The 26,968-nt window shown below is 66.7% G+C and carries 23 protein-coding genes and 3 pseudogenes; 19 read left to right on the forward strand and 7 right to left on the reverse strand.

Annotated elements, in window-relative coordinates:
* Positions 1–58 precede the first annotated feature (58 nt).
* The 6 genes from aroB (at position 59) to BKH33_RS01840 (ending at position 5,397) form a co-directional block, all read left to right on the forward strand.
* Positions 59–1,939 carry a 3-dehydroquinate synthase gene (gene aroB, locus BKH33_RS01815; RefSeq protein ID WP_003782221.1) on the forward strand — a complete coding sequence of 627 codons (1,881 nt, stop codon included), beginning with the start codon at positions 59–61 and terminating at the stop codon, positions 1,937–1,939.
* A complete protein-coding gene (locus tag BKH33_RS01820) occupies positions 1,936–2,502 on the forward strand; it encodes a shikimate kinase (protein ID WP_003782219.1) in 567 nt (188 codons plus the stop codon). Before aroB ends, BKH33_RS01820 begins: the two co-directional genes overlap by 4 nt.
* Before the next feature lie 91 nt (positions 2,503–2,593).
* Positions 2,594–3,157 carry an elongation factor P gene (gene efp, locus BKH33_RS01825; protein WP_003782199.1) on the forward strand — a complete coding sequence of 188 codons (564 nt, stop codon included), beginning with the start codon at positions 2,594–2,596 and terminating at the stop codon, positions 3,155–3,157.
* Complete coding sequence (gene nusB / locus BKH33_RS01830; protein WP_003782220.1) at positions 3,157–3,648, forward strand: transcription antitermination factor NusB; 492 nt, start codon at positions 3,157–3,159, stop codon at positions 3,646–3,648. Before efp ends, nusB begins: the two co-directional genes overlap by 1 nt.
* A 115-nt stretch (positions 3,649–3,763) precedes the next feature.
* Positions 3,764–4,552, forward strand: coding sequence for a hypothetical protein (locus BKH33_RS13505; protein ID WP_143229050.1), 789 nt, complete (start codon positions 3,764–3,766; stop codon positions 4,550–4,552).
* Complete coding sequence (locus tag BKH33_RS01840) at positions 4,549–5,397, forward strand: SDR family oxidoreductase (RefSeq protein ID WP_232621435.1); 849 nt, start codon at positions 4,549–4,551, stop codon at positions 5,395–5,397. Before BKH33_RS13505 ends, BKH33_RS01840 begins: the two co-directional genes overlap by 4 nt.
* A 29-nt stretch (positions 5,398–5,426) precedes the next feature.
* Here the strand turns inward: BKH33_RS01840 and BKH33_RS01845 are convergent, their stop codons facing one another.
* On the reverse strand, positions 5,427–6,287 hold the full coding sequence (locus tag BKH33_RS01845; protein ID WP_003782169.1) for a family 16 glycosylhydrolase: 861 nt from the start codon (positions 6,285–6,287) through the stop codon (positions 5,427–5,429).
* A 386-nt stretch (positions 6,288–6,673) separates the two neighbouring features.
* Here BKH33_RS01845 and pyrR point away from each other — a divergent pair, with 386 nt between their 5' ends.
* The 12 genes from pyrR to BKH33_RS01905 all read left to right on the forward strand — a co-directional run bounded on the left by pyrR (position 6,674) and on the right by BKH33_RS01905 (position 21,481).
* Positions 6,674–7,354, forward strand: coding sequence for a bifunctional pyr operon transcriptional regulator/uracil phosphoribosyltransferase PyrR (gene pyrR, locus BKH33_RS01850; protein WP_003782173.1), 681 nt, complete (start codon positions 6,674–6,676; stop codon positions 7,352–7,354).
* Positions 7,351–8,340 carry an aspartate carbamoyltransferase catalytic subunit gene (locus tag BKH33_RS01855; protein ID WP_003782183.1) on the forward strand — a complete coding sequence of 330 codons (990 nt, stop codon included), beginning with the start codon at positions 7,351–7,353 and terminating at the stop codon, positions 8,338–8,340. The genes pyrR and BKH33_RS01855 overlap by 4 nt, the downstream gene beginning before the upstream one ends.
* Positions 8,337–9,659 carry a dihydroorotase gene (locus BKH33_RS01860; protein ID WP_003782229.1) on the forward strand — a complete coding sequence of 441 codons (1,323 nt, stop codon included), beginning with the start codon at positions 8,337–8,339 and terminating at the stop codon, positions 9,657–9,659. The genes BKH33_RS01855 and BKH33_RS01860 overlap by 4 nt, the downstream gene beginning before the upstream one ends.
* Positions 9,652–10,875 (forward strand): glutamine-hydrolyzing carbamoyl-phosphate synthase small subunit, encoded by a 1,224-nt coding sequence (gene carA, locus BKH33_RS01865; RefSeq protein WP_003782152.1) that lies wholly within the window; start codon positions 9,652–9,654, stop codon positions 10,873–10,875. Before BKH33_RS01860 ends, carA begins: the two co-directional genes overlap by 8 nt.
* A gap of 1 nt (position 10,876) precedes the next feature.
* Positions 10,877–14,227, forward strand: coding sequence for a carbamoyl-phosphate synthase large subunit (gene carB / locus BKH33_RS01870; RefSeq protein ID WP_003782202.1), 3,351 nt, complete (start codon positions 10,877–10,879; stop codon positions 14,225–14,227).
* Positions 14,224–15,108, forward strand: coding sequence for an orotidine-5'-phosphate decarboxylase (gene pyrF, locus BKH33_RS01875; protein WP_003782165.1), 885 nt, complete (start codon positions 14,224–14,226; stop codon positions 15,106–15,108). Before carB ends, pyrF begins: the two co-directional genes overlap by 4 nt.
* 144 nt (positions 15,109–15,252) lie before the next feature.
* On the forward strand, positions 15,253–15,564 hold the full coding sequence (mihF, locus tag BKH33_RS01880) for an integration host factor, actinobacterial type (RefSeq protein ID WP_003782180.1): 312 nt from the start codon (positions 15,253–15,255) through the stop codon (positions 15,562–15,564).
* Positions 15,565–15,633: 69 nt separating this feature from the next.
* Positions 15,634–16,227 carry a guanylate kinase gene (gene gmk, locus BKH33_RS01885; RefSeq protein WP_003782155.1) on the forward strand — a complete coding sequence of 198 codons (594 nt, stop codon included), beginning with the start codon at positions 15,634–15,636 and terminating at the stop codon, positions 16,225–16,227.
* 45 nt (positions 16,228–16,272) lie between these two features.
* Positions 16,273–16,671 carry a DNA-directed RNA polymerase subunit omega gene (gene rpoZ, locus BKH33_RS01890; RefSeq protein WP_003782157.1) on the forward strand — a complete coding sequence of 133 codons (399 nt, stop codon included), beginning with the start codon at positions 16,273–16,275 and terminating at the stop codon, positions 16,669–16,671.
* Between the two features lie 11 nt (positions 16,672–16,682).
* The gene (gene coaBC / locus BKH33_RS01895; protein WP_003782224.1) at positions 16,683–18,014 is read left to right on the forward strand and encodes a bifunctional phosphopantothenoylcysteine decarboxylase/phosphopantothenate--cysteine ligase CoaBC; all 1,332 of its coding nucleotides are present in this window, start codon (positions 16,683–16,685) and stop codon (positions 18,012–18,014) included.
* 68 nt (positions 18,015–18,082) lie between these two features.
* On the forward strand, positions 18,083–19,288 hold the full coding sequence (metK, locus tag BKH33_RS01900) for a methionine adenosyltransferase (RefSeq protein WP_043539134.1): 1,206 nt from the start codon (positions 18,083–18,085) through the stop codon (positions 19,286–19,288).
* A 39-nt stretch (positions 19,289–19,327) separates the two neighbouring features.
* Positions 19,328–21,481, forward strand: a complete 2,154-nt coding sequence (locus BKH33_RS01905; protein ID WP_003782166.1) for a primosomal protein N' family DNA-binding protein — start codon at positions 19,328–19,330, stop codon at positions 21,479–21,481.
* Positions 21,482–21,527: 46 nt separating this feature from the next.
* On the opposite strand, the gene BKH33_RS01910 is transcribed toward BKH33_RS01905, so the two are convergent.
* The 6 genes and pseudogenes from BKH33_RS01910 to BKH33_RS01925 form a co-directional block, all read right to left on the reverse strand.
* Positions 21,528–22,253 (reverse strand): TetR/AcrR family transcriptional regulator, encoded by a 726-nt coding sequence (locus tag BKH33_RS01910; RefSeq protein ID WP_232621436.1) that lies wholly within the window; start codon positions 22,251–22,253, stop codon positions 21,528–21,530.
* Between the two features lie 189 nt (positions 22,254–22,442).
* Positions 22,443–22,847 (reverse strand): hypothetical protein, encoded by a 405-nt coding sequence (locus tag BKH33_RS13510; RefSeq protein ID WP_143229051.1) that lies wholly within the window; start codon positions 22,845–22,847, stop codon positions 22,443–22,445.
* 341 nt (positions 22,848–23,188) lie between these two features.
* Complete coding sequence (locus tag BKH33_RS13795) at positions 23,189–23,335, reverse strand: hypothetical protein (RefSeq protein WP_157784456.1); 147 nt, start codon at positions 23,333–23,335, stop codon at positions 23,189–23,191.
* Positions 23,336–23,570: 235 nt separating this feature from the next.
* The gene (locus BKH33_RS14025; RefSeq protein ID WP_003782182.1) at positions 23,571–23,786 is read right to left on the reverse strand and encodes a transposase family protein; all 216 of its coding nucleotides are present in this window, start codon (positions 23,784–23,786) and stop codon (positions 23,571–23,573) included.
* 149 nt (positions 23,787–23,935) lie between these two features.
* Positions 23,936–24,215: pseudogene (locus BKH33_RS14030) on the reverse strand (IS110 family transposase); the annotation flags it as partial.
* Between the two features lie 18 nt (positions 24,216–24,233).
* Positions 24,234–25,443, reverse strand: a pseudogene (locus BKH33_RS01925) (IS110 family RNA-guided transposase).
* A gap of 232 nt (positions 25,444–25,675) precedes the next feature.
* Between BKH33_RS01925 and BKH33_RS01930 the strand changes: the two are divergent.
* Positions 25,676–26,727 (forward strand): annotated as a pseudogene (locus BKH33_RS01930) (IS1634 family transposase); the annotation flags it as partial.
* Positions 26,728–26,968 lie beyond the last annotated feature (241 nt).

A 26,968-nucleotide genomic window follows, 5' to 3' on the forward strand; every position in this document is an offset into this window, starting at 1 on the left:
CGTCGGTGAACGCGATACTGGTACCGATGGCCTGCTCAACGGTGAGGGAGACACGATCATGACCTGGAAGCGCGTTCCAACCATCGCCCTGCGCGACGACCAGCTGCCCCTGGTCCTGGTGGGGCTGCCCGGCGCGGGCAAGACCACCCAGGCCCGGCTTCTGGCCCAGGCGCTGGGTGTGCAGGTCACCGATACCGATGCCGAGATCCGCAGGCGTGCCCGGATGACGATCCCAGAGATCTTCGCCTCCGAGGGGGAGGAGGGCTTCCGCGACCGCGAGCACCGTGCCATGCGAGCCGTCCTGGACTCCCCGGCGGCTGCGCACGGTGTCATCGCCCTGGGCGGGGGAGCGGTGATGCGCCCTGAGAACCGTGAGCTGCTGCGCGGACACACCGTCATCCACCTGTCCACATCCCCGAGCACGGCCGCCGAGCACGTAGGTGATGGCGCCGGCCGTCCCCTCATGACGCCAGATGCCGACTCCGACCAGACCCGTGCGGCTCAGCAGCGCCGCGAGGACTGTGACGAGCGCAGTGGCGGGAACGACGGCGTCCTGGCGCGCATGGAGTCTCTCCACGCGCAGCGCACACCGTTGTACGCCGAGGTGGCCACCCTCACCGTCCCCACCGACGGGCTCAGCCCTCAGCAGGTCGCCGCCCTGATCCTCGTCGCACTCGGCGTCCAGACGCCGCAGGCGGTCGGTGTTCTCGCCCCCATGGCGAACAGCCGGGCGGCCACGCCCACCATGTCCGAGGAGACCGGTAGCCCGTCCCAGCGCCACCGCATCCAGCCGTCTGAGGCGCCTGAGACCCACGACGGCGCCAGGTGTGTCAGCGTCACCGGCGACCACTCCTACGACGTACTCATCGGCCACGGGACCCTGACCGACCTCGCTCGCGTGGTGCAGGAGGCCCCGGGCGCGGGCGCTGGAGGCGTTGCCATCATCCACGCCAAGGCCCTGACCGAGCGCGCGGCCAGCGCCGAGAAGCAGCTGGTCGGTCGGGGTCTGCGCGTCCTCCGGATCGAGGTACCCGACGGCGAGGCGGCCAAGACGGCACGCGTCCTGGAGCACCTGTGGGAACGACTCGGATCCTTCCGCCTGGGGCGCGACGGGCTCGTGATTGGTCTCGGTGGCGGAGCGACGACGGACCTGGCCGGTTTCGCGGCTGCCACCTGGCTGCGCGGAGTCCCTGTGGTACAGGTGCCCACCACGCTACTGGCCATGGTGGATGCGGCTGTCGGTGGGAAGACCGGGATCGACACGCCGGCCGGCAAGAACCTGGTCGGCGCCTTCCACCCGCCTGCTGCCGTCATCGCCGACCTGGAGACGTTGTCCACCCTGCCGGCCGCCGAGCTGAGGGCGGGACTCGGTGAGGTCGTCAAGTGCGGGCTCATCGCCGATCCTGTCATCCTCGACCGCGTCCTGGCCGAGCCTGCCGACTGCCTGGCCTGGGACTCACCGGTTCTGGTCGACCTCGTTACTCGCTCGGTCGTGGTCAAGGCCGCGGTCGTGGGCGAGGACCTCACCGAGGCCGGGTTGCGGGAGATCCTCAACTACGGGCACACCTACGCCCACGCGATCGAGAAGGTCACTGGCTACACCTGGCGCCACGGCGAGGCCGTTGCCATTGGCTGCGTCTTCGCCGCAGAGGTCGCCCACCGCAGCGGCAACCTGAGCAGTGACGCACTGGCCCTGCACCGTCAGAGCCTTGAGGCGGTCGGACTGCCCACCACCTTCCCCGAGGGAGGCGGCCGGTGGGAGGATCTCAAGGCGGCGATGATGAGCGACAAGAAGGTGCGCGGTGGTCGGCTGCGTCTGGTCCTGCTCGACGACGTCGCCAGACCCGTGAGGGTGCAGGCGCCCAGTGAGGACGTGCTCTTCAAGGCGCATGAGGCCGTCACCGACTCGACCGGCCCGGCTGAAAGGCGCGGGGCTTGATCCTCCACCCTCCTCGTGCTCTGATTCTCATCGGTCCTCCCGGAGCCGGCTGCTCCAGCGTGGGGCGCTCCATCGGAGCCATCGAGGGCCTGCCCGTGCTCGACCTGGGCCGTAGAGTCGCCGACGAGCTGGGAACCAGTCCTGACCTGGCGCTCGTAGCGGTGCCCGAGGCCGACTACCGCCGAGTTGAGGCTCGCGTCGCCTGCCAGGTACTCGACCATGCGGTGGCTCAGGGTGCCGTCGTGGCTCTGGGCTCGGGCTGCCTGGGCGATCCCCGGATAGGCCGGCGTCTCGAGGAGCTGCGACTCGTTCATGACCGGTCCTGCCAGATCGTGGCCCTCGCCTGCGCCACCCGGGTACTGGCCACCCGCAACGGTCTGGACGCTCCCCGGTCCGTGGCCCTGGGAACCGTCCACCACCAGTTCGTCCAGATGCTCCACGAGCGTCAGGCCAGGTGCCGGGAGCTGGCTGACACGATCATCGACACGAGTGCAACCACCCCCGAAGAGGCTGGAGAACAAGTCATCCGGGCCGTCGAAGCCGGTTTCTCCCACCACTCGTGACCGGCGTGACACACCCGTCACAGGGTGAGCGCTGTACCTCGCGGTAGGATCAGCGCGTCCCCAATGCAAACGCGACAGTGAGGAAACCCTCGTGGCAACGACGAACGACCTGAAGAACGGTATGGTGCTCAACCTCGAGGGCCAGCTGTGGCAGGTAGTGGAGTTCCAGCACGTCAAGCCCGGTAAGGGCCCCGCCTTCGTGCGCACCAAGATCAAGAACGTCCTGTCCGGCAAGACCGTCGACAAGACCTTCAACGCCGGCCTCAAGGTCGAGACAGCGACCGTCGACCGGCGCGACATGCAGTACCTCTACAAGGACGGCGACGACTACGTCTTCATGGACGTCAAGTCCTACGAGCAGACCTACGTACCCTCGGCCACCGTCGGCGACGCCGCCACCTTCATGCTGGAGAACCAGGACGTCATCGTGGCCTTCCACGAGGATGCCGTCCTGTTCGTTGAGCTGCCGGCCTCCGTGGTCCTGACGATCTCCCACACCGAGCCGGGTCTCCAGGGCGACCGCTCCAGCGCCGGCACCAAGCCCGCCACTGTCGAGACTGGTGCGGAGATCCAGGTCCCCCTGTTCCTCAACACCGGTGACAAGGTGAAGGTGGACACCCGCTCTGGTTCCTACATCTCCCGCGTCACCGACTGATGACAGAGCAGCCCGAGGAGGGCTCGTCCCACTCGAGCCCCGCGTCGCGTCACCCGGTCACCGCCCGTACCAAGGCGCGCCGGCGTGCCGTCGAGATCCTCTTCGAGGCCGACCAGCGCGGGATGCTGAGCGCTGAGGGCGCCGAGGAGCTGCGCTCCTTCGCGCAGCTGCGCGCCGTCAGCTCGGCCAACCACACCGAGGCCCCCGCCTACACTCGGGAGATCCTCGACGGTGTGTGCGATCACTTGGCCGACGTCGACGAGACGATCCAGACCTATGCCCAGGGGTGGACCCTGGGGCGCATGCCGGCCGTCGACCGCGCTATTGCCCGAGTCGCCACCTGGGAGATCGTCTACAACGATGATGTGGACGCCCCCGTCGCCGTCGACGAGGCCATGACGCTCAGCCGAATGCTCTCCACCGACGAGTCACCCAGGTACCTGGGAGGACTTCTGGGGCGTATCGGCGACCTCGCGGACACGTTGCGCTGAGTCATGGAGCAATGGGCTCACGGCATGGGGTGCACTCCCTATGCCGTGAGCTGGCCCCGGCCGAGCATCGTGACCTAGCCTGTGCTGAGTCCAACAGCCAATGCCGGAGTACCCCGTGGCACAACTTCCTCCTCAGGACCCCAGCGACTACCCCTACATCAAAATAGGAGTCTCCGCGTCTGTGGATGGGGCGCGTGAGTTGCAGAACTCCGCGCTTTCAAGCCCTGTCCCCTCCGGTCTCGGTCAGCCTCCTGGAGGACCTGGCGGATATCCATGGGGCGTCCCCGCACCCGGTGAGCATGTCCCCTTCGCTCCCGCGGTACCGGTTCACCCCCCTGGATTCCTCTGGGACAATCCGGTCCTCATCCTGGAGCGGAGGCGTTTCACGAACCGGGGCATCGCGGTCTCTTGTGGGATTATTGAACTCATCACTGTGATCATCGCGCTGATCATCAACGTCGCGTTGTTTCTGCCTACTGTGTTGATGGAGCCCCATCCCTCCGTCCTCATGGGGGTGGTGATCCTGATGATGATGGCGGGCCCGTTTCTTGTGGGCGTCGGCTGGATCGTCAGCTTCGTTCTGGCCCTCGTCGCCTGCATCCAGGCTCATGCATCCTCTGACAGGATCCAGCCGGGCGGTTGGGCCGAGGCCAAGATGCCGACAGCGGCGCAGCTAGCTGCCAGCATCGTAATGGGGCTCCCCACCGTGGTGATGTATGTGGCCTTGTACAAGTACGCCTCTGTGGAGACAGACGCGCTCTCCGATACAGCATTCGTTCCGCTGATCGTGATCTGCATGGCCGTTCAAGTCATGTTGGTGCTCGCCTGCATCCTCCTTCTCAGAATAAGCGCAGCACTGCGTGCTGTTGTCACAGCACCTCAGACGGGAGAGTGGGTACAGTGAACCAGCCTTTGATCGCCGTGACGGGAGCCACTGGAAGGATCGGCGGCGCGGTCGCAGAGATGTTGTGTGAAGGGGGCCTTGAGGCACGTCTCCTCGTCAGGGACGCCTGCCGTGCTCCCGGCTGGGCCCAGGACGTGGCCGTTACCGGGTACGCAGACCGTGCAACTGCGATCGAGGCTCTCACCGGCGTTGACATCCTGTTCATGGTCTCGGCCGCCGAGTCCGAGGATCGCCTGGAGCAGCACCTGACTTTCATTGCCGCGGCTGTTCAGGCTGGGGTCAAGCACGTGGTCTACACCTCCTTCCTCGGGGCCTCCCCGCAGGCAACCTTCACTCTTGCCCGCACCCACTGGTCCACTGAGCAGGCTCTGCGCGACTCCGGCATGGGATGCACCCTCCTACGCGATTCGTTCTACACAGACTTCTTCATTGACATTGCCGGCGAGGGCTCTATCACCGGACCCGCCGGCGATGGGCGAGTCGGCGCAGTGGCGAGAGCCGACGTCGCTGCCTCGGCAGCAGCCATTCTCAAGGACCTTGCTGCCGGTGAACGGTGCCACGACGATGTCACCTATGACCTCACCGGCCCAGAGGCCTTCACCATGGAGGAGGCGGCTCGGACTATCACCGAGGTGACGGGCCGTAAGACCGTCTATCACGAGGAGACCATCGAGGAGGCCTACGGCTCGAGAGCCCACTACGATGTTCCTGACTGGGAGAAGGACGCCTGGGTGAGTACCTACACCGCCATTGCCGCCGGAGAGCTGGACGTAATCTCCGATGCCGTCGAACAGTTGACCGGGCGTCGCCCCCTCAGCCTGCACGACCTCCTGGTCAAGAGCTGATCGAGCTGAGTCGAGGGGCGGCGAATCGGCTACTGGTTCAGCGCGCGGACAACGATGTAGTCGATGTCCACCTGGGCCTGCGTGAAGCCCTCGTGGTTCAGCCGGCCTCGGTGGATGCTGCCGGTGTGTGTCGTCAAGCAGATGTGGTATGCGGCGTTGGCGCCGAAGCAGGCATCGAATTCCTGCTGGGAGGCTGAGCGCTTCACCTCGTGATACGGTCGGCCGTCGAAGAGGAACAGGATGCTCTCCGGGGTCTTCTCCATTCCGTAGGTGTGCCACTGGGTGAGATCGGGCCGTGGGGAGACCCCCAGGTTGCTTCCCTTGCCTCCCGCCTGGCCGAAGTGCACCGTCGACTCGGCGATGCCGGTGGCACTGCCGCCGCCGTAGGTCTCGACGACGTCGATCTCGCCTCCGTTCTTCGCGTCATCGGCCCGTAGCCAGATCCCGGCGAACAGTCCCTCATCCGACTGAGGGAAGCGGGCCCGGGTCTCCAGGGAGCCGTAGACGAATGAGAAAAGACCCTGCGTCGTAATGAAGGCCTGGTCGACGTAGCGCAGGGTCTCCTCCTTGTCGAAGCGGTTCTGGAATCCCTTGAGGGGCGTGGCGCGCTTGCGCCACAGAACGTGCCCGACACCGTTGCTGACGCTGTGGGTGTCATGAGTGAAGACTCCCCAGTCGTAGCTGGCACAGGACTCGGGCTCCGGGCTGTTGTCCCGCCAGCGCGATGGGGAGAAGTCGGGACCTTGGGAGAACTGCTCGTCAAAGATGGGGGAGCCGAAGCCACGCTCCTGCTCGGCCGCGGCGGCGGGAGGAAGGAGGAGTCCGGCGGCGGCCAGGCCGGCGCCGGCACCGAGGCCAGTCATGATGGAACGTCGGGAAGGGAGTGTCATGTCATTCCTTGCTTGAGAAGAAGTCACTGATGCAGCAGCACCGGCCCTTAGCCGGCCTAGCGAAATCGTTCAGCTCTCAATCGGGCTCGGATGGATCCGGCACTCACTTCTCAAGCACTCGACATGTCGTGACGATCTCGCGCTCAACGTATGACGACGCCGAGGCGTTGGGTAAGAGTATGACATTGTTACGGAAAAACTGTAGATGGGGAGTAGTCCCCGCCGAGCTCCATATCTGGCGCCGTGTTGATCGTCCGCACATTGGCGTGATCTTCATCTCGACCGATCTTTCCCTCGTGTCGCGCGCAGTTGACCGAGAGGATGTAAAGTTACGGGCGACCAACATCCTTTAAGTCCGTCCAGCGAGGCGGGGAAGGAGGCCTGAGATGGCCGAAAGTTTGTCAGGCGCTTCCAGCGCACCATCCCCGGGCAAGGAGATCCTCGGACCTCCTGACATAGCCCGATCCCTGTTCCGTATCGCGCACGAGATCCTGGAGCGCAACCACGGAGCCCGGGACGTCGTCGTCCTGGGAATCCCCAGCGGGGGAGTCCCGCTTGCTCGCAGGCTCGTCGAGGCGCTTGCCTTCGCCGCGAGTGAGGAGACGCAGCAGGCTACGCAGGCGGAGCAGACGGCGCAGTCCAACGCCGTCAGCACTAAGGTTCCGGTCGGCACCCTGGACATCACCATGTACCGCGACGATCTGGGACGTCACCCGATCCGCGTGCCCCGTCCCACCGAGATCCCCCAGGGCGGCATCGACGGCAAGGTCGTCATCCTCGTCGACGACGTCCTCTACTCCGGGCGCACGATCCGCGCCGCCCTCGACGCCCTGGGCGCGATCGGCCGTCCCAGGGCCGTGCAGCTGGCCACGCTCGTGGACCGCGGCCACCGCGAGCTGCCCATCCGAGCCGACTACGTGGGCAAGAATCTGCCGACGTCCCGGACCGAGAAGGTCGTGGTCTCCCTGACCGAGCTCGGCGCCTCCACCGACGCCGTCACCATCGTCCCCGCAGACGTCCCCACTGAGCGCTCGAGCGAGCGCGCCGACCAGGAGGCCACCCGATGAAGCACCTGCTCTCCGCCAAGGACCTGACCCACGACGAGGCGGTCATGGTTCTGGACACCGCTGAGGCCATGGCCGCCACTCAGAGCCAGGCGGTCAAGAAGCTGCCCACCCTGCGCGGCAAGACCGTGGTCAACCTCTTCTTCGAGGACTCCACCCGGACTCGGCTGTCCTTCGAGGCGGCCGCCAAGCGTCTGAGCGCCGACGTCATCAACTTCTCCGCCAAGGGCTCGTCGCTGTCCAAGGGGGAGTCCCTCAAGGACACCGCCCAGACGATCATGGCCATGGGGGCGGACGCCGTCGTCGTGCGCCACTCGGCCTGCGGCGCCGCGCACCTGCTGGCCCACGCCGGCTGGATCAACGTGCCCGTCCTCAACGCGGGCGACGGTACCCACCAGCACCCCACTCAGGCCCTCCTGGACGCCATGACCCTGCGCCGCTGGTACGTCCCCGGAGCCCCCGACACCGCCAACGGCAGTCCCGCCCCGCAGGGGCGCGATCTTGAAGGGGCCCGGCTCATCATCGTCGGAGACGTCCTGCACTCCCGTGTGGCCCGCTCCAACGTGGATCTCATGACGGCGCTCGGCGCCAAGGTGACGCTCGTGGCACCCCCGACGCTGCTGCCCGTCGGCATGGACGACTGGCCCTGCGAGGTCTCCTACAACCTTGACGAGGCGATCGAGGAGATCCAGCCCGACGCCGTCATGATGCTGCGCGTCCAGCGTGAGCGCATGAGCGCCGCCGGCGGCGGCTTCTTCCCGAGTCCCGCCGAGTACTCCAGCGTCTACGGCCTCAACTCCGCCCGGCGCCGGGCCATGCCGGAGCATGCCATCGTCATGCACCCCGGCCCCATGAACCGCGGCCTTGAGATCACCGCCGAGGCCGCCGACGACCCCCGCTCACGCATCATCGAGCAGGTCGGCAACGGCGTCTCGGTGCGTATGGCCGCTCTCTACCTCCTCCTCGCTGACGAAGGGAACCAGCTGTGACCTCCCACCTCCTGACCGGTGTCCGCCCCTACGGCGAGGACCCCACCGACATCCTCATCACCGACGGCGCCATCGCCGCCATCGGGCCCGACGCCGCGGCGAAGGCCCCGGCCGATGCTCAGCGCCACGACTTTGGCGGGCTCATCGCACTGCCCGGACTCGTCGACATCCACACCCACCTGCGTGAACCCGGCGGGGAGTCCGCCGAGACCGTCTACACCGGCACCCGAGCCGCAGCCGTCGGCGGTTACACCGCCGTCTTCGCGATGGCCAACACCACCCCCGTCCAGGACACCGCCGGCGTCGTCGAGCAGGTCCTGCGGCTGGGGCGCGAGGCCGGCTGGGTGGACGTCCACCCAGTGGGGGCCGTCTCCGCAGACCTGGCCGGTGAGCACCTGTCCGACATGGGGGCGATGGCCACCTCCGCCGCCCGGGTGCGCGTCTTCTCCGACGACGGCAAGTGCGTCTCCGACCCCGTCCTCATGCGCCGGGCGCTGGAGTACGTCAAGTCCTTCGACGGCGTCATCGCCCAGCACGCTCAGGACCCCCGTCTCACCGAGGGCTCCCAGATGCATGAGGGCGTCGTCTCCGCCGAGCTGGGGCTGCGTGGCTGGCCCGCAGTGGCCGAGGAGTCGATCATCGCCCGTGACGTCCTGCTGGCTGAGCACGTCGGCTCGCGCCTGCACGTGTGCCACCTGTCCACCGCCGGCAGCGTCGAGATCATCCGTTGGGCGAAGTCCCGTGGCATCAACGTCACTGCCGAGGTCACACCGCACCACCTCCTGCTCACCGATGAGATGGCCCGCACCTACTCGCCCCTCTACAAGGTCAACCCCCCGCTGCGGACGGCCGAGGATGTCGAGGCCGTCCGCCAGGCCCTGGCCGACGGCACCATCGATGTGGTCGGCACCGACCACGCCCCCCACCCGCTGGAGGACAAGGACTGCGAGTGGCAGGCCGGAGCCTTCGGCATGACGGGCCTGGAGACTGCTCTGAGCGTCCTGATCGAGACGATGGTGAGCACCGGCCGCATGACCTGGCGTGACATCGCCCGAGCCATGTCCTCGGCCCCGGCCAACATCGGTCGTCTGAGCGACCAGGGGTGCGAGCTCGAGGTCGGCGCCCCGGCCAACATCACGGTGGTCGACCCCGAGGTCCGCCGTACCGTCGACGGCTCCGCACAGTGGACCAGCTCCACCAACACCCCCTACGCGGGTATGGAGCTGCCGGGACAGGTCATGGCCACCTTCCTCCACGGTCGCCCCACCGTCCTGGACGGGTCTCCTGTCGAGGCCCCTGCTGACTCGGCTCATGTCTGAGTCGACCCACCGCCCAGCCGCCCTCCTCGTCCTGGAGGACGGCTGGGCCCTGCGGGGCCGCAGCTACGGGGCTCCAGGACGCGCCATCGGGGAGATCGTCTTCTCCACCGGGATGACCGGGTATCAGGAGACACTGACCGACCCCTCCTACCACCGCCAGATCGTGGTACAGACGGCACCACACATCGGTAACACCGGGGTCAACGACGAGGACGCCGAGTCCGACCGTATCTGGGTGGCCGGCTACGTCGTGCGCGAACCGGCTCGACGGGCCTCCAGCTGGCGCTCCCGCCGGGAGCTGGAGGACGACCTGCGGGCCTCCGGCATCGTCGGGATATGCGAGGTCGATACCCGGGCGCTGACCCGCCACCTACGCGAGGCGGGCGCGATGCGCGGCGGCATCTTCTCCGGGGACGCCCTGCCCGCCGGAGGCACCGACCCCGGTGGTCCCAGCCAGGCCTGTATCGACATCTGCCTGGAGACGGTGCGCAGCGAGCCACCCATGAGCGGTCGCGCCCTGGCCGCCGAGGTGACCACTCCCTCCGGCTACGTCGTCGAGCCCACCGGACCGGCCGAGGGGCAGGAACCGGTCGCGGTCCTGGTCGCCATCGATCTGGGCATCAAGTCGCGTACCCCGTGGCAGCTCGCCGAGCGCGGTGTACGCGTGCACGTCCTGCCCCAGTCCACCACCCTCTCCGAGATCCTTGCCCTCAGGCCTGATGGCGTCCTGTTCTCCAACGGCCCCGGAGACCCCGGGACCGCGGACGTCGAGATCGAGCTCCTGCGCGGCGTGCTCGACGCGCGCATCCCCTTCTTCGGCATCTGCCTGGGCAACCAGCTCCTGGGACGGGCCCTGGGGTACGGCACGTACAAGCTCACCTACGGGCACCGCGGCGTCAACCAGCCCGTCCTGGACCGCGGCACCGGGAAGGTGGAGATCACGGCCCACAACCACGGATTCGCCGTCGACGCGCCCGTTGACGAGCCCTCCGTGGCTCCCTTCGACAACGGTCGCTACGGCCGGGTGGAGGTCTCCCACCTAGGGCTCAATGACGGCGTCGTCGAGGGACTGCGAGCTCTCGACCTGCCGGCCTTCTCCGTGCAGTACCACCCCGAGGCCGCTGCCGGCCCCCACGACGCCGAGCACCTCTTCGACCGATTCATCCGCCTCATGCGGGAGCACCGCCAGGGCCAGGACCGCGAGGACAAGAACTGACATGCCTGCTCGCCCTGACATCACCTCCGTCCTGGTCATCGGATCGGGCCCCATCGTCATCGGGCAGGCCTGCGAGTTCGACTACTCCGGCACTCAGGCCTGCCGAGTCCTGCGCAGCGAGGGGATCCGCGTCGTCCTGGTCAACTCCAACCCGGCGACGATCATGACCGACCCGGACGTCGCCGATGCCACCTACATCGAGCCGATCACCCCCGAGGTACTGACCACCATCATCGCCAAGGAGCGCCCGGATGCCCTCCTGCCCACCTTGGGCGGGCAGACGGCCCTCAACGCCGCCATGAGCCTGGTCGAGCGGGGTGTGCTCGAGGAGTACGACGTCGAGCTCATCGGTGCCTCCGCCGCGGCCATCAACGCCGGGGAGGACCGCGACGAGTTCAAGGACGTCGTCGAGCGCTGTGGCGCCGAGGTCGCTCGTAGCATCATCGCCCACAGCATGGACGAGTGCCGCGCCGGAGTGGATGCCCTGGGCGGTTACCCGGTCGTCGTACGCCCCTCCTTCACGATGGGTGGTCTGGGCAGCGGCGTCGCCTTCAATGACGCCGATCTGCGCCGCATCGCCGGTGCCGGTCTGGCCGCCTCACGCACCACCGAGGTCCTCCTGGAGGAGTCGATCCTGGGCTGGAAGGAGTACGAGCTCGAGCTCATGCGCGACGCCGCCGACAACGTGGTGGTCGTGTGCTCCATCGAGAACGTCGACCCCGTGGGCGTGCACACCGGCGACTCCGTCACGGTCGCCCCGGCCCTGACCCTGACCGACCGCGAGCTCCAGCGGCTGCGGGACATCGGCATCGCCGTCATCCGCGAGGTCGGGGTCGACACCGGCGGCTGCAACATCCAGTTCGCAGTCGACCCTGCCACCGGCAGGATCATTGTCATTGAGATGAACCCGCGCGTCTCGCGGTCCTCCGCCCTGGCATCCAAGGCCACCGGCTTCCCGATCGCCAAGATCGCCGCCCGCCTCGCCGTGGGCTACACACTCGACGAGATCCCCAACGACATCACCGCCTCCACGCCGGCCTCCTTCGAACCGACCCTGGACTACGTGGTCGTCAAGGTTCCGCGCTTCGCCTTCGAGAAGTTCCGGGGCGCCGATCCCCGGCTCACCACCACCATGAAGTCGGTGGGAGAGGCCATGGCCATCGGCCGTTCCTACACCGAGGCGCTTCAGAAGGCCATGCGATCCCTGGACAAGAAGGGCACTGTCTTCCACTGGGACGGACCTGCTCCCACCGCACAGCAGACCTCCGAGCTGCTGGAGTCCATCGCCACCCCCAGTGAGCACCGGCTGGTCGACCTCCAGCAGGCAGTGCGCGGAGGCGCCACGATCTCTCAGCTCCACGAGGCCACACGCATCGACCCCTGGTTCCTGGACCAGATGCTGCTCCTCCAAGAGGTGGCTCAGGAGGTCGAGGACGCCGAGGCCCTCACCCCGGAGGTCCTGGCCCTGGCCAAGCGCCACGGCTTCTCCGACGTCCAGGTCGCCGCTCTGCGAGGCATCAGCGAGGACACGGTGCGCGAGGTCCGTCACGCCTTCGGGCTGCGCCCCGTCTACAAGACCGTGGACACCTGCGCAGCCGAGTTCGCCTCACGCACCCCCTACCTCTACTCCAGCTACGACCTGGAGACCGAGGTCGCGCCCCGCGAGCGCGAGGCCGTCATCATCCTGGGCTCGGGCCCCAACCGCATCGGGCAGGGCATCGAGTTCGACTACTCCTGCGTCCATGCCGCCATGGCGCTGTCCGAGCGCTACGAGACCGTCATGGTCAACTGCAACCCGGAAACCGTATCCACCGACTACGACGTCTCCGACCGGCTCTACTTCGAGCCTCTGACCTTCGAGGACGTCATCGAGGTCTACGAGGCCGAGCGCGCAGCAGGTCCGGTGGCCGGTGTCATCGTCCAGCTCGGCGGGCAGACGCCGCTGTCCCTGGCCTCGAGGCTGTCCGAGGCCGGGGTGCCGATCCTGGGCACAAGCCCCGAGGCCATCGACGCCGCTGAGGACCGCGAGGCCTTCGGCGTCGTCCTCCAGCGCGCCGGGCTGCCCGCACCGGCGCACGGCACCGCGGTGAGCGATGAGCAGGCCCGCTCGGTCGCCCAGGACATCGGCTACCCGGTCCTGGTGCGCCCGAGCTATGTGCTCGGTGGGCGAGGTATGGAGATCGTCTACGACGCCGGCGGCCTGGACGACTACCTCCAGCGCGCCGGCCGTGAGCCCGGCGGCGTCTACGGGACCGGGCCGCTGCTCATCGACCGGTTCCTCGATGACGCCATCGAGATCGACGTTGACGCCCTATACGACGGAAGCGAGCTGTTCCTCGGCGGGGTCATGGAGCACATCGAGGAGGCGGGGATCCACTCCGGCGACTCGGCCTGCGTCATGCCACCCATGACCCTGTCCGACACGGAGATCGCGCGCATCCGGCGCTCCACTGAGGCGATCGCCGTCGGGGTGGGGGTGCGCGGGCTGCTCAACATCCAGTTCGCCCTGGTCTCCGACGTCCTCTACGTCATTGAGGCCAACCCGAGGGCCTCACGCACGGTCCCCTTCGTCTCGAAGGCCTCCGGTGTGCAGCTCGCCAAGGCGGCGGCCCTCATCATGGCAGGGGAGACGATCGCCTCGCTCAGGTCCTCCGGCCACCTGCCCGAGGCCGACGCCGCCATCACCGATCCCGATGACCCGATCGCCGTCAAGGAAGCGGTCCTGCCCTTCAAACGGTTCCGCACCGCCGAGGGGCGTGTCGTCGACACGGTCCTGGGACCGGAGATGCGCTCCACCGGTGAGGTCATGGGCTACGACGTGGACTTCCCCCGAGCCTTCGCCAAGTCCCAGGCCGGCGCCTACGGCGGCCTGCCAGGAGAGGGCACGCTGTTCGTCTCCGTGGCCGACCGGGACAAGCGCGCCATCATCCTGCCGGTGGCCCGGTTGGCCGAGCTCGGTTTCACCGTCCTGGCCACCACCGGGACCGCACAGGTACTGCGCCGCAACGGGATCGACGCCATGGCCGTGCGCAAGATCAGCCAGGGTGTCGGCGCCCACGGGGAGCAGACGATCGCCGGGCTGATCGAGTCCGGAGCCGTCGACATGGTCGTCAACACCCCCAAGGGCCAGGGAGCCCGTGCCGACGGGTACTCCATCCGCGCGGCCACCACTGGCGCCGATCGCCCCATCATCACCACAGTCCAACAGCTCCAGGCGGCGGTCCAGGCCCTCGAGGCCCAGCTGCGCGGCCCCTTCCGGGTCCGCAGCCTCCAGGAGCACATCGCCGCCCGCCGATCCCGGCGAGGCTCAGCGCCCGAGCCCCACCACGTTGCCGACAAGGAGACTCGATGACCTCCACCGTCCCCGATCAGCACAGTCACTCCCGCCGCTCCTTCGGCGCGCGCCTGGCAGATGCCATGGAGGACCACGGCCCTCTGTGCGTGGGGATCGACCCCCACCCGAGCCTGCTCGAAGCCTGGGGCCTGGCGGACTCCGCCGCGGGCCTACGGGACTTCGCCCTGCGAACGGTCGACGCGGTCGGTGGGCGCGTGGGCGCCGTCAAGCCGCAGTCGGCCTTCTTCGAGCGCCACGGCAGTGCCGGCATCGCGGTCCTGGAGGAGACCCTGGCGGCCCTACGGGACGTCGGTACCCTGTCGGTTCTCGACGTCAAGCGCGGCGACATCGGCTCCACCATGGCCGGTTACGCCCAGGCATACCTGTCCGACGGCGCGCCTCTGGCCGCTGACTCCATCACGGTCTCTCCCTACCTGGGGTACGGGTCGCTGAGCCCTGCACTGGACCTGGCGGAGGCGAGCGGCCGGGGAGTATTCGTGCTCGCCCTGACCTCCAATCCCGAAGGGGCCGCGGTCCAGCACGCCGTCAACGGCGAGCGGGCCGTGGCCGCCGGCGTCGTGGAGGGCGTGACCGCATCCAATGCCACCGCCAGCGGGGAGGGCAGGCTCGGAAGCGTCGGGCTGGTCGTCGGCGCCACGGTCGGCGAGGCCGTCTGTCGTCTAGGGATCGACCTGTTGCGCGCCAACGGGCCGTTGCTGGCCCCCGGCATCGGTGCGCAGGGAGCTGGGCCGGCCGAGCTGGAGTCCGTCTTCGGATCGGCTCGCCGTCACGTCCTGGCCTCCACGTCGCGCGGCGTCCTCAAGGCGGGGCCCTCCATCGAGGCACTGCGGACGGCAGCGCTGGCAGCCACGCATGAGGCGGCCGCCGCCTTGCGTTGACGCAATGTGACCGTACGCGATCAACGTGTGTGCGGAAACACGAAGTCAGTGCCGGAATACCGGCCCCTGCGAATGCGAGTGCACCTCACCCGACTTATCCTTGTGGTGCGGGTCACTGGAGCTGGACCGGGGGAGGAGACCACCATGACGCTTCCGACACTGACACCTGAGCAACGAGCTGAGGCACTGGAGAAGGCCGCGGCTGCGCGATCGCAACGTGCTCGTATCAAGTCCGAGCTCAAGAGCGGAGAGCTCAAGCTCTCCGAGTTCTTCGCAGCCTCGGAGACCGATGAGGTCCTGGGCAAGATGAAGGTCAGGGCGCTGCTCGTTTCGCTTCCTCGTGTCGGGACCACAACGGCTGACGCCATCCTGACGGACGTGCATATCGCCGAGTCCCGGCGGGTGCGCGGACTCGGAGCGAACCAGCGGGCGGCGCTGGTGGAGCGTTTCGGCTGAGACCTCCGGACGGACGCCTGCTGAGACGCAGGGTCGTGTCGGTGACACCCGGTAGGTCATGATGGGGTCATGACTGACGCCGCCACCGCAGACTCGTCCGCCCCCACGCTCGCCCGCTTGACAGTCCTTGCCGGACCGACGGCGGTGGGCAAGGGCACTGTTGTCGCCGAGCTGCGCAGGCGTCACCCTGATCTCTTCGTGTCGATCTCAGCCACCACCCGCAAGCCCCGCCCTGGTGAGGTCGACGGCGTCCACTACTACTTCGTGGGCGCAGAGGACTTCGACTCCCTCGTTGAGACCGGCCAGATGCTCGAGTGGGCACTCGTCCACGGCGTGCACCGTTACGGCACCCCCCGCGGTCCCGTCCAGGACCAGCTCGATGCCGGACGCCCCGCGCTCCTGGAGATCGACCTGGCCGGAGCCCGCCAGGTTCGTCGGGCCATGCCACGGGCACGGCTCGTCTTCCTCGCGCCGCCGAGCTGGGACGAGCTCGTCCGCAGGCTCGCAGGTCGTGGCACCGAGGACCCGCAGGAGCAGGAAAGGCGCCTGGCGACAGCTCGTGCCGAGATGGAAGCGGCGGACGAGTTCGACCACATTGTCGTCAACGACACCGTGGCGAGCGCCACCGCTCAGCTTGAGAGACTTATGGGGCTCTGCGGTTAGAATAACCCGGCGCAGCACTATCGAGAATGAACCGGAGGCACCCACATGCTCGGAACCTCTCCCCAGCCCGAGGGCATCACCAACCCGCCGATTGACGACCTTCTGGAGAAGGTCGACTCCAAGTACGGGCTCGTGGTGGAGGCCGCTAAGCGCGCCCGCCAGATCAACACCTACACCCAGCAGCTCGAGGACAACCAGTTCGAGTTCTTCGGGCCACTGGTGGACTCCGAGGTCGGCGAGAAGTCGCTCGGCATCGCCCTGCGGGAGATCGCCGAGGACAAGCTCGAGGTCATCCCCGGGGATGTCGCCCGCGCCCGCCGCGCTGAGGCCGAGGAGGCCCGCCGTGCCGCTGAGGCCGACATGTTCAGCGACATCTCCCTGGACGCTCCGGTCTCCCTCGAGGAGGGTGAGACGCCCACCAGCCTCGACGACATCCAGTTCTGAGCCATGCTCGTATGGACGAGCTCCACACCGCTGTGAGTCCGCGCGCCGCGACCGCCTCCGAGGGGCCGCGGCGCGTCGTCGTCGGCGTGTCCGGATCCATTGCCGCCTACAAGGCACCCTTCGTCGTTCGGCTGCTGCGTCAGGCCGGGCACGAGGTCAAGGTGGTGGCCACCGAGTCGGCGCTGCGGTTCATCGGGGCACCGGCACTGGCAGCCGTCAGCGGCCAGGCCGTGTCCACCGGCGTCTTCGACGACCCGGCCGCGGTCGAGCATGTGGCCGTGGCCGAGCGGGCCGAGCTCGTGCTGGTCGCTCCGGCCTCGGCCGACCTGCTGGCGCGCGTGCGTGCTGGGCGGGCTGACGACCTGCTCACCGCGACCATTCTGACCAGTCAGGCTCCCGTTGTCCTGGCTCCGGCCATGCACACCCAGATGTGGCTCAATCCCGCCACCCAGGACAACGTGGCAGTGCTGCGAGAGCGCGGCCTGACCGTGATCGAGCCCGACTCCGGTCGTCTGACCGGCAAGGACTCCGGGGTGGGCCGTCTGCCCGAGCCGGAGCAGATCGTCTCCGAGGCACTGGCCGTCCTGGACCGGGTGCCCGGGGCGAAGGATGGCGCCAGAGCGGGTGAGTATGGCGGTGCTCTGACAGGACGGCACGTCGTGGTCTCCGCCGGTGGCACTCGCGAACCCATTGACCCGGTGCGTTACCTGGGCAACCGGTCCTCCGGTCGCCAGGGGTGCGCGCTGGCCGTGGCCGCCGTCGAGCAAGGGGCCCGGGTCACGTTGGTACAGGCGCATGTCGCCTCAGAGCTGCTCGAGGCACTGCCGCCGAGAGTCGCCGTCATTTCCGCCGGTACCGCCCACGATATGCTCCACGCCGTGCGTGAGGCCGCCCGGGACGCCGACGCCGTCATCATGGCCGCAGCCGTCGCCGACTTCCGGCCTGTCACCGTGGCCGCTACCAAGATCAAGAAGCAGGCGTCTGCCAGGGTGGATCTCGACGGCGAGCTTACGATGTCCATCGAGCTCACCGCCAACCCGGACATACTCACCGGCCTGGTGACGGACCCGCCTCGCGTCGGTCAGGTCGTCGTCGGATTCGCCGCCGAGACCGGGGACGACGACGGCGACGTGCTCTTCCACGGTGCGGCCAAGGCCCGTCGAAAGGGTGCCCATCTCCTGGCGGTCAACGCTGTGGGGGAGGACCTCGGCTTCGGGGACGTCCCCAATGCGGTGGTAGTCCTGGACGCCCAGGGCTCGGAGGTGGCTCGCGGGCAGGGCAGCAAGATGGAGGTCGCCCGCCTTCTCATCGACCTGACTGCGGGTCTGCTGCACGGTTCCTGAAAGCCCGCGGTGTGCTTTCGTGGGTAACGCCACCATGGATCGGTACCGGCGGTGACTACGATGGGCGGGTGAGTTCCTCCTTGCGTCTGTTCACCTCCGAGTCGGTCACCGAAGGACACCCGGACAAGGTCTGCGATCGTGTCTCCGACGCCATCCTCGACGCGATCCTTGAGCAGGACCCCACTGCGCGCGTCGCCGTTGAGACCATGGTGACCACCGGCCTGGTACACGTGGCCGGAGAGGTGACCACCGAGCGCGCCTATGTGGAGATTCCTGAGATCGTCCGTCAAGAGATCTCGGCCATCGGCTACACCTCCTCGGAGGTCTGCTTCGATGCCCGATCCTGCGGGGTCTCGGTGTCGATCGGCCAGCAGTCCCCGGATATCGCCGCCGGAGTGGACAAGTCCCTTCAGGCCCGCCAGGACAGCGGAGACATCGACCCCCTCGACCTGCAGGGCGCCGGGGACCAGGGACTCATGTTCGGCTACGCCTGCGATGACACCGCCGCCCTCATGCCTCTGCCGATCCACCTCGCCCATCGTCTGGCCGAGCGCCTGGCGCTGGTGCGTAAGCAGAGGATCGTGCCGGGCCTGCGGCCCGACGGCAAGACGCAGGTGACCATCGGCTATGACGGCCAGCGTCCTGTGACCCTGGAGAACCTGGTCATCTCCACCCAGCACGATGAGGACCGCAGTCGCGCCTGGCTCACTGATGCCCTCCAGGCCGAAGTCATCGCTCCGGTGCTGGATGCCGAGGCCGAGGCCGGAACCGAGCTCGCCACCACCGGCGCCGAGGTCCTGATCAATCCCTCGGGACAGTTCGTCATCGGCGGCCCGGCCGGTGACGCCGGCCTGACGGGACGCAAGATCATTGTGGACACCTACGGGGGTATGGCCCGTCATGGTGGAGGTGCCTTCTCCGGCAAGGATCCCTCGAAGGTGGACCGCTCCGCCAGCTACGCGATGCGCTGGGTCGCCAAGAACGTCGTCGCCGCGGGACTGGCGAAGCGCTGCGAGATTCAGGTGGCCTACGCCATCGGCTCGGCCCATCCGGTGGGCGTCTACGTGGAGACCTTCGGAACGGCCACCGTTCCCGAGGAGCGTATCTTAGCCGCTGTCAACGAGGTCTTCGACCTGCGCCCGGCTGCCATCGTGCGGGACCTCGACCTGCTGCGCCCCATCTACCGCGCCACCAGTGCCTACGGGCACTTCGGGCGTCCCGGTTTCACCTGGGAGGCAACGGACCGAGCTGAGGCCCTGCGCCAGGCCGTCTGAGACGTAAGTATCCGGGCAGGACCCTTCTCGAGGCTTTGTATGGCAACCGGACACCAGGACGATGCCCTCGCTCGTGGTGAGCCGGCCGGATCGGTGCCTCGCCACCGGGCGAGCAGGCAGGGCGAGCTGCTGGATCTTCCTGAGCCCGGTGAGCGGCCTGTGACCATGGCGGGTGTCGTCGATCCTGTCGCCAGGATCCTCCTGGACTCCCCGGTACCGCACCTGGACCGTACCTTCGACTATGTCGTTCCCGCCGCGATGGCGCAGGAGGCACTGCCAGGAACCCGCGTGGTGGTCCGCTTCGGTGAGCAGGAGATGCGCGGTTGGGTCTGGGAGCGGGCCGCCACAACGACGCATATCGGTCGGCTCTCGCCGTTGCGCCGTGTGGTCTCCGACCTTCCTGTCCTTCCGGAAACCTCTCGTCGGCTCATTGAGGCAGTCGCCAATCGGAGTGCCGGGACGCGTTCCGATGTCGTCCGACTCGCCCTGCCCACCAGGCACGCCACGACCGAGAATGCCGAGCGGGACAAGGCCCCACGTGATCTGCCTTCCTGGGAGCGGCCCTCGAACGAGTGCGGCTGGCAGCACTATGTGGGAGGCGAGGAGCTTCTGACCCGGTTGGCCGACGGCGACGCCCCGCGAGTGGCGTGGTGTGCGCTGCCGGCCCGGGACAAGGACGGTCTGAGCGAACCAGGATCCTCTTCGGACAGCGTCGGAAGGTCGAGCCTGACGACTGAGCCGTGGCAGGTGTGTTTGGCCCGTGCGGTGCAGGCCTGCCTAGCGGGCGCTCGAGGGGCGGTTATCGTCGTGGCGACTACTGAGCAGGCCGAGGACCTGGCGAGCAGACTTCGTGTGGAGCTGGGCGACGAGCCGGTCGTGGTGCTCTCGGCCGAGCACGGGCCGGCGCGCCGTTACCGGGCCTTCGTCTCGTTGCTGCTGGGAAGGGCTCGTGTGGTGGTGGGCACGAGGGCGGCAGCCTTCGCGCCGGTGCGCCGGTTGGGCCTGGCGGCCATCTGGGACGACGGGGACAACCGGTTGGTTGAACCTCACGCGCCCTATGCTCACGCGCGCACGGTCCTGGCGCTGCGCTCCTCTCTCGAAGGGGCCGGGCTGCTGATCGGTGGTTACAGCCGCTCTGTGGAGACCCAGTCGCTTGTGGAGCAGGGATGGTGCCAGGACCTGAGCGCGCCTCGGCATGTTGTGCGTGGAGTGGTGCCTCGCACGGAGGTTCCCGGTCCGGCCGATCTTGACCGGGAAGGTGCCTCCGGTGCCGCCCGGATCCCGTCATTGGCGCACCGGGCGCTGCAGCGCGCCCTGCAGGAGGGACCTGTGCTTGTCCAGGTGCCGCGGGCCGGCTATGCGCCACTGGTGGCCTGTGCCCGCTGTCGGTCCGCCGCTCACTGTCCTGCGTGCGGCGGACCGGTGGCGATGGATCACCTGGGTCGCACGGCCTGTCGTTGGTGTGCTCGGACGGTGGGGCAGTGGACCTGTCCCGAGTGCGACGGTCATGCCCTGAGGATGGTGACGGTCGGTTCCACGCGCACGGGGGAGGAGCTCGGGCGGGCTTTTCCCGGTATCCCTGTGGTGGTCTCGGGAGCACGGGAGGCCCACGGTGTCGTGGACGAGGTCGACAGCTCACCGCGTCTTGTCGTGGCCACACCCGGGGCTGAGCCGGTGGCCGAGGGCGGTTACCGGGCCGTGCTGCTGCTGGACGGCGGTGCCCTGTCCTCACGCCCAGACCTGGGAGCTGCCGGTGAGGCACTGCGACAGTGGACAAATGCTGCGGTGCTGGCGGCACCGGCGGCCCGAGTCATTCTTCTGGGCGGCCCGGATCCGGTGGCGGCGCAGGCACTGGTGAGATGGGATCATGCGGGTTTTGCCCGCAGGGACCTGATGGAGAGGGCTGAGCTGCATCTTCCGCCTGCGTGGCGGGTGGCACGCCTGGATGGACCGGTGCGTGGTGTGGAGTCTCTCCTGGCTCAGGCCGAGGCTGATGGTTTTGAGGTGCTGGGGCCGGTGGCACCACCGCCGGTTCACGGTCAGGTGGCTCCTGGCGTGGCCAGGGCGCTGGTGCGCGCTCCGCTGTCACGTGGCAGAGCACTTGCGAACATGCTTGGGGTGAGACTGCGTGACCGGTCTGCCCGTCGGGAGGAACCGGTGCGTGTTGAGCTGGATCCCACTCGTTTGTGGTGAGACTGCCGGCAGAAAAGCTAGGCGCAATGCCTGAGAGGCACCGGTCCTAGCGGTTACTGCTTGTATTCGCTGTCCCAGGCAGCGTTGCATTGACCGCGGTGGGGTCCACTGTGGCACCAGGCCTCTGGAAGGGCGGCATGCCGTGTGCCAGGGAAATGAGATCGGTCAGCAGCCCCGCAGCGGTGGACTTGACGTTCCACCCCTCACTGAGGGCAGTGACGGCTGCGCCGTCGACGACGGCGATGACCATCTCCGGCTCCAGCGGACTGTTGAGCTGGCGCAGCACCCGGCGCAACGCAGCGTTGAGACGCTGGCGGCCCTGGCGGTAGGCCTGCTTGACCGGCGCCACCTGGCTGGCTGAGATGAGCTGAAGATAGTGACCGAAGTAGCCACCGTGGGAGGGAAGGGTCGCCTGGAGGATGAACCGAACCCGCTGGGACAGATTCGGGACCCCCTTGAATGCCTCCACCCGGTCGGCGACACGCTCAGCGCGGGAGGCCCACAGCCCGATATTGACCAGTCCGGCCTGGTGAAGGAGATCTTCTAGCCCGTCAAAGTAGTAGGTCGTCGCGGACAAGGAGCATCCGGCTCGCTTGGCGACACTACGATGGCTGATCGCGGAAGGACCCGATTCACGGATGATGGCTGCAGCGGCATCAATAATTGCCTGACGGCGATCCTCACCCCGCTGTGTGACCCGAGCCTCGGAACGAGAGCGCGTGCGAGCGGCGGCGTTATCGTTGACGGCGTCTGCATCGGTAGTATCAGCCATACCACTGATTCTACGACGAGCGCGCAACCTTGTCCGCAACAAGATGGTGATAATCACCTCGCATGAAAGATTCTAAACCCACACTCTCTTCGATAAAGATCTTCAATCCAAACGAAAGCCTAGCGTACTGATCCTTCGAAGACAAAAGCAATCGCCATCATTCCAAAAGTGAGTTGCCCCCACGAAAGATTACTGAGCTTCACATCCTGTGATTACGCCGTTGACCTCTTTAAACTGGATCGCTTTACCTCCAGCTGCGCAACTCTTCACCGCTGATTGATTCTTCCAGGCCCATCCATAAACAACTCCAGCAGCTACTCCAATCTGCCACTTCTTAGCGGCAAGCAGACCTGTCAAACTTGTAGCATCCTTTACGTCTCCATATGCGTCGATAAGTTCTTTAGTCTTACAGGAATCGAGTTTTACGTTCCATGTTTCTCCACCTGTAAGAGGATTCACAGACTCGACGGTTCGTCCGGTTGTTCCACTGCACGTCTCTGCCTCCGAGATTGGCTGCGCCATTGCACAGACACCGCCGGCAAAAGCAAGAATGCTAGCAGTTGCTACAGCAGTTTTCTTCATTCCAAGTATCATGATCCCTCGCGTTCATGGTGAGTCGAAGCTACGGCATGGTGAAAAGCGCTTCTCGATAACCGAGACTACATCGAAGCATCAGTCTTTGCAACCCGGTTTAGCCTCTACAACCGATGATCACCAAGAGATATGCCTGTTATTGCAGAGAAAAACGCCAATATAAACTTGCTTGAGATGCGAGTGAGGGCATCGTGCATCTGGCTCTACAAACCGCAGACTTTTCCTGACATATCAACCAAACTACACTCGCGAGACGATTGTGTATAGAATGTATAAACGATGTCTTAAGTATGTTTCGTAAATATGATCGTATAGTTTGAACTTGTAATATTAAGGTTTTATCACTGTAAGCCTTTGTGCGTGGTGAGGATGACCAGGGCTGCAGTGGTGATCGTGGTGATAGCTCTGGGATCGAGGGTGACGTGTCCCAGTACCTTGAGTTGCGTCAGGAGAACGAGCTCCTGAAAAACAGCCCCCTTCTTCGCCAAGGAACGATCGTGGCTGAGCGCTACGAACTCATCAACCGCAAAGAAGACTCTTACCCCATTGCCTCGATGTTCCGGCGGTCGAGGGTGTCGAAATCCAGTTACTACTCCCCACGACCGACCCCAGTCACAGACGGCCATCAGGAGGGAAGATGTGGCTGTGATGATCAAGGACATTTTTGAGGACTTGTGACGGCACCTCGGATAGCGCAGAATCCAATGGCTCCTCGAGGCTTATTCATGAGGCGTAGGCGAATGTGATTCCGAGGGCTGCTGTGATGGGTATTGGGAGCGTTTCCAGTGGTCTTCTGTAACCAGTGTGCAGGATCCTCCAGATCCTGATGTTCGCGATGACCCTTTCGATCTTGTAGCGGACTCGGTCGACGGTTCTGTTGTAAGTCCTGTCGTCGGGATGAAGGGGCAGGTTCGCGGGTTTTCTCTTCGGGGTGATCATGCCCAGCGCGATATCCCCTTGTCGCCTATATGCAAAGGATAGCCCGCTCAGTCTGGGATGTTGGCTGTCGGCGCGTCGAGCAGTCCAGAGCGGAGCAGCGCCTCGGTGTCGTGGACCCGTCCGTCCTGGGGGCGCCCCTATGTGGTGTGTCAAGCGGCGGCGGGTAGCTTCGTGGCTGGTTGAGGGTCGTAGAGGGTGCCGTTGTGGATCATGGCGTGAAGGGTCAGGATGCGGCGGCGGTGGGCCAGGGCGAGGACGGCTTCCCAAGGCGCTTTGCCTTGATCGCGTTTGCGCTGGTAGTAGGCCCGGGGGACGGGGTCGGAGCGCAGGGAGGCGAAGGCGGACAGGAATATGGCTCGCTTGAGCCTCTTGTTGCCACCGTGGAAGACGCATCTCGCCGCGGACCGATGAGCCGGAGCGGCGTGTAACGTGCCCCTATGTGGTGTGTCAAGCGGCTGCGGGTAGTTTCGTGGCTGGTTGGGGGTCGTAGAGTGCGCCGTTGCGGATCATGGCGTGCAGGGTCAGGATGCGGCGGTGGGCCAGGGCGAGGACGGCCTGGTTATGGCGTTTGCCTTGGTCGCGTTTGCGCTGGTAATAGGCCCTCGATACCGGGTCGGAGCGCAGAGAGGCGAAGGCGGACAGGAACATGGCGCGCTTGAGCCTCTTGTTGCCGCCGTGGGAGACGTGCTCGCCGCGGATCGATGAGCCGGAGCGGCGTGTGACGGGAGCGAGCCCGGCGTAGGAGGCCAGCTGGGCTCCGGTATCGAAGGTCTTGCCCAGGGTCTCGGCCAGGAAGACGGCTGCGGTCCTGACCCCGATCCCGGGCATGGAGGTCAGGACCTGGTAAAGAGGGTGGGCCTGCACCAGGGTCTCGACCTGGGCGGCGACATCGGCCCGCTGAGCGTGCAGGGCGATGAGCTGCCTAGCCAGGTGGGGCAGCACCGTGCCTGCGGCGTCGGTGCCGGCGACCACCACGGTCTGGTGCTCCAGGGCCGAGACGATCTGGCCCGCCCAGGCGGCATGCCGCCTGCACCCGTGCTTCTTGAGCCTGGCGTCAATCCTTGCCTTGCCCGCTCGCTTCAGATCGGCTGGGGTAGGCCAGGCGGCGATGACCTCCAAGACGGCGTCGTGCTCCAGCCAGGGCCCCACCACGGCCTCGAGGGCGGGGTGGATCTGGGTGTACAGCCCCCGGATCCGGTTCGCGGTCTGGTTGACCTGGCGAGCCAGGTCCAGGTCGAAACCAGTCAGCATGCTCAGCGCTGCGGCATCCTCGTCCGAGGTGCTGACGGCTCTCAGGGTGTGAGGCATGGTCCTGGCGGCCTGGGCGATGACGGCCGCGTCCTTCGCGTCGGTCTTGGCGCTGCCCGGCGTCAGGTCAGCGATGCGGCGCATCGACAGCCCGGGCAGGTAGCCCACGGTGATGCCCATGTCCTGAGCCACCGCCACCGCCAGGGCCCCGATGGTGGCAGGCTGATCGACCACCACCAGCACCTGCCCCTTTGCCTGCAGGCGCTGGTAGACCTCACGCAGCCGGTCCTCGTCGTTGGGTAGGGCCTTGTCGAGGACCTTCTGCCCGTCCCGGCTCAGGGCAGTGGCCCAGTGCTCGCTCTTACCGACGCCCGATGCCGATGAAGACCTCGATGTCTCCGATATCCATCTCTCCTGCCGCCTCTCGCTGCATGGGTGAGGGTCAGCCGGTGGACGACCGGTCCCGCACCCACGTTACGAAAGACCTCACACACAGCGGGCCGTTCCCCTTATCAGCGGTCACCAGCGCCCGGCTGCCGCGGGTGACAACACCCCCCGGATCATCTGCGGACAGGGGCAAGACATCATGCCCACAGCAGCTGGCCCAGCCCCGGACCACCCGGGACCACCAACAAGGTAACGGGCTGGCGCTGTGCCTGTACGACGTCACCACGCTCTATTTCGAGACCGAGCATGAGGACGACCTGAGGCGGGTGGGTTACTGGGTCGACCCCCAGGTCATCATCGGGCTACTGGTCGATCGTCATGGTTTCCCTCTCCAGGTCGGCTGCTGGGAGGGCAACCGGGCCGAGACCACCACGATCATCCCCATCGTGGAGGCCTTCCAGGCCGCCCACGGCATCGAGGACCTCATCATCGTCGCCGGGCGCCGGCATGCTCTCAGCCGCCAACCTGACAGCCCTGGACGACGCGAGGCTGCGGTTCATCGTCGGCGCCCGCACCACCCGGGCCCCAGGCGACCTGGAGGCCCACTTCCACTGGCACGGGGACGCCCCCGCCGACGGGCAGGTCATTGACACCATCACCCCCAGAAGAGGCTCCAGGAGCCAGCGCGATATCAGCAGGCGTCATGAGCCGGTGTGGGACCCGCACACCCACCCGGGCTCATGGAGAGCAGTGTGGGCCTACTCCAAGAAGCGCGCCGCCAGGGACAGCCAGACCCTCACGGCCCAGGCCAACCGGGCCCGGGCCGTCATCGCCGGCGAGAAGCGCCCTAAGGGCACGCGTTTTGTCACCGTCCATCAAGGCGAACAGGTCCTTGATGAGGCATCCATCGCCAGAGCCCGGTCCCTGGTCGGGCTCAAGGGCTACGTCACCAACATTCCCGCGCACCTGATGGACGCCGGTGAGGTCGTCTCCTCAAATCACGAGCTGTGGCACGCCCGGGCAGTCATTTCGGATGAGCAAGCACGACCTAAGAGCCCGCCCGGTCTTCCACCACACCCACGACGCCATCGAGGCCCACCTGACGATGGTCATGGCCTCCCTAGCCGTCGCCCGCTACCTCCAGGACACCACCGGTATCAGCATCGCCAGGATCGTGCGCGAGCTACGCAGCCTGCAGGAAGTCACCATCAACCTCAACGGCCACCACCTCGCAGCCGCACCACGTCTGACCGACACCGCCAACGACATCCTCACCGCCCTGAGCACCCCACCCCCGGCACACTAAGCGTCATGAGTCAGGCGTAGACCTCGACAAGCAGTTCCTAGGGCAGGTTGTGCCTCAGGTAGGTCAGGGTCAGGCGCACGCGCAGGAACGGACCCAGCACCTGGGCCCCGAACACCGGGCAGAGAGCCCATGTCATAGATCATCTCGCACAGGTCCAGAACCTCACTGCGGAGGATTCTCGTGTTGCCATTCAGGACGACGGCTCGTTTTTTGATTGAATTGGCTTGACCACCAAAAATTC

Origin of the sequence: Actinomyces naeslundii, assembly GCF_001956585.1 — a bacterium.
GTDB lineage: Bacteria > Actinomycetota > Actinomycetes > Actinomycetales > Actinomycetaceae > Actinomyces > Actinomyces naeslundii.

Coding starts and splice junctions, on each gene's coding strand:
- aroB (WP_003782221.1), top strand. CDS start 59: ATGACCTGGAAGCGCGTTCCAACCATCGCCCTGCGCGACGACCAGCTG.
- nusB (WP_003782220.1), top strand. CDS start 3,157: ATGACAGAGCAGCCCGAGGAGGGCTCGTCCCACTCGAGCCCCGCGTCG.
- BKH33_RS01845 (WP_003782169.1), bottom strand. CDS start 6,287: ATGACACTCCCTTCCCGACGTTCCATCATGACTGGCCTCGGTGCCGGC.
- pyrR (WP_003782173.1), top strand. CDS start 6,674: ATGGCCGAAAGTTTGTCAGGCGCTTCCAGCGCACCATCCCCGGGCAAG.
- BKH33_RS01855 (WP_003782183.1), top strand. CDS start 7,351: ATGAAGCACCTGCTCTCCGCCAAGGACCTGACCCACGACGAGGCGGTC.
- carA (WP_003782152.1), top strand. CDS start 9,652: ATGTCTGAGTCGACCCACCGCCCAGCCGCCCTCCTCGTCCTGGAGGAC.
- carB (WP_003782202.1), top strand. CDS start 10,877: ATGCCTGCTCGCCCTGACATCACCTCCGTCCTGGTCATCGGATCGGGC.
- pyrF (WP_003782165.1), top strand. CDS start 14,224: ATGACCTCCACCGTCCCCGATCAGCACAGTCACTCCCGCCGCTCCTTC.
- mihF (WP_003782180.1), top strand. CDS start 15,253: ATGACGCTTCCGACACTGACACCTGAGCAACGAGCTGAGGCACTGGAG.
- gmk (WP_003782155.1), top strand. CDS start 15,634: ATGACTGACGCCGCCACCGCAGACTCGTCCGCCCCCACGCTCGCCCGC.
- rpoZ (WP_003782157.1), top strand. CDS start 16,273: ATGCTCGGAACCTCTCCCCAGCCCGAGGGCATCACCAACCCGCCGATT.
- coaBC (WP_003782224.1), top strand. CDS start 16,683: ATGGACGAGCTCCACACCGCTGTGAGTCCGCGCGCCGCGACCGCCTCC.
- BKH33_RS01905 (WP_003782166.1), top strand. CDS start 19,328: ATGGCAACCGGACACCAGGACGATGCCCTCGCTCGTGGTGAGCCGGCC.
- BKH33_RS01910 (WP_232621436.1), bottom strand. CDS start 22,253: ATGGCTGATACTACCGATGCAGACGCCGTCAACGATAACGCCGCCGCT.
- BKH33_RS13510 (WP_143229051.1), bottom strand. CDS start 22,847: ATGATACTTGGAATGAAGAAAACTGCTGTAGCAACTGCTAGCATTCTT.
- BKH33_RS14025 (WP_003782182.1), bottom strand. CDS start 23,786: ATGATCACCCCGAAGAGAAAACCCGCGAACCTGCCCCTTCATCCCGAC.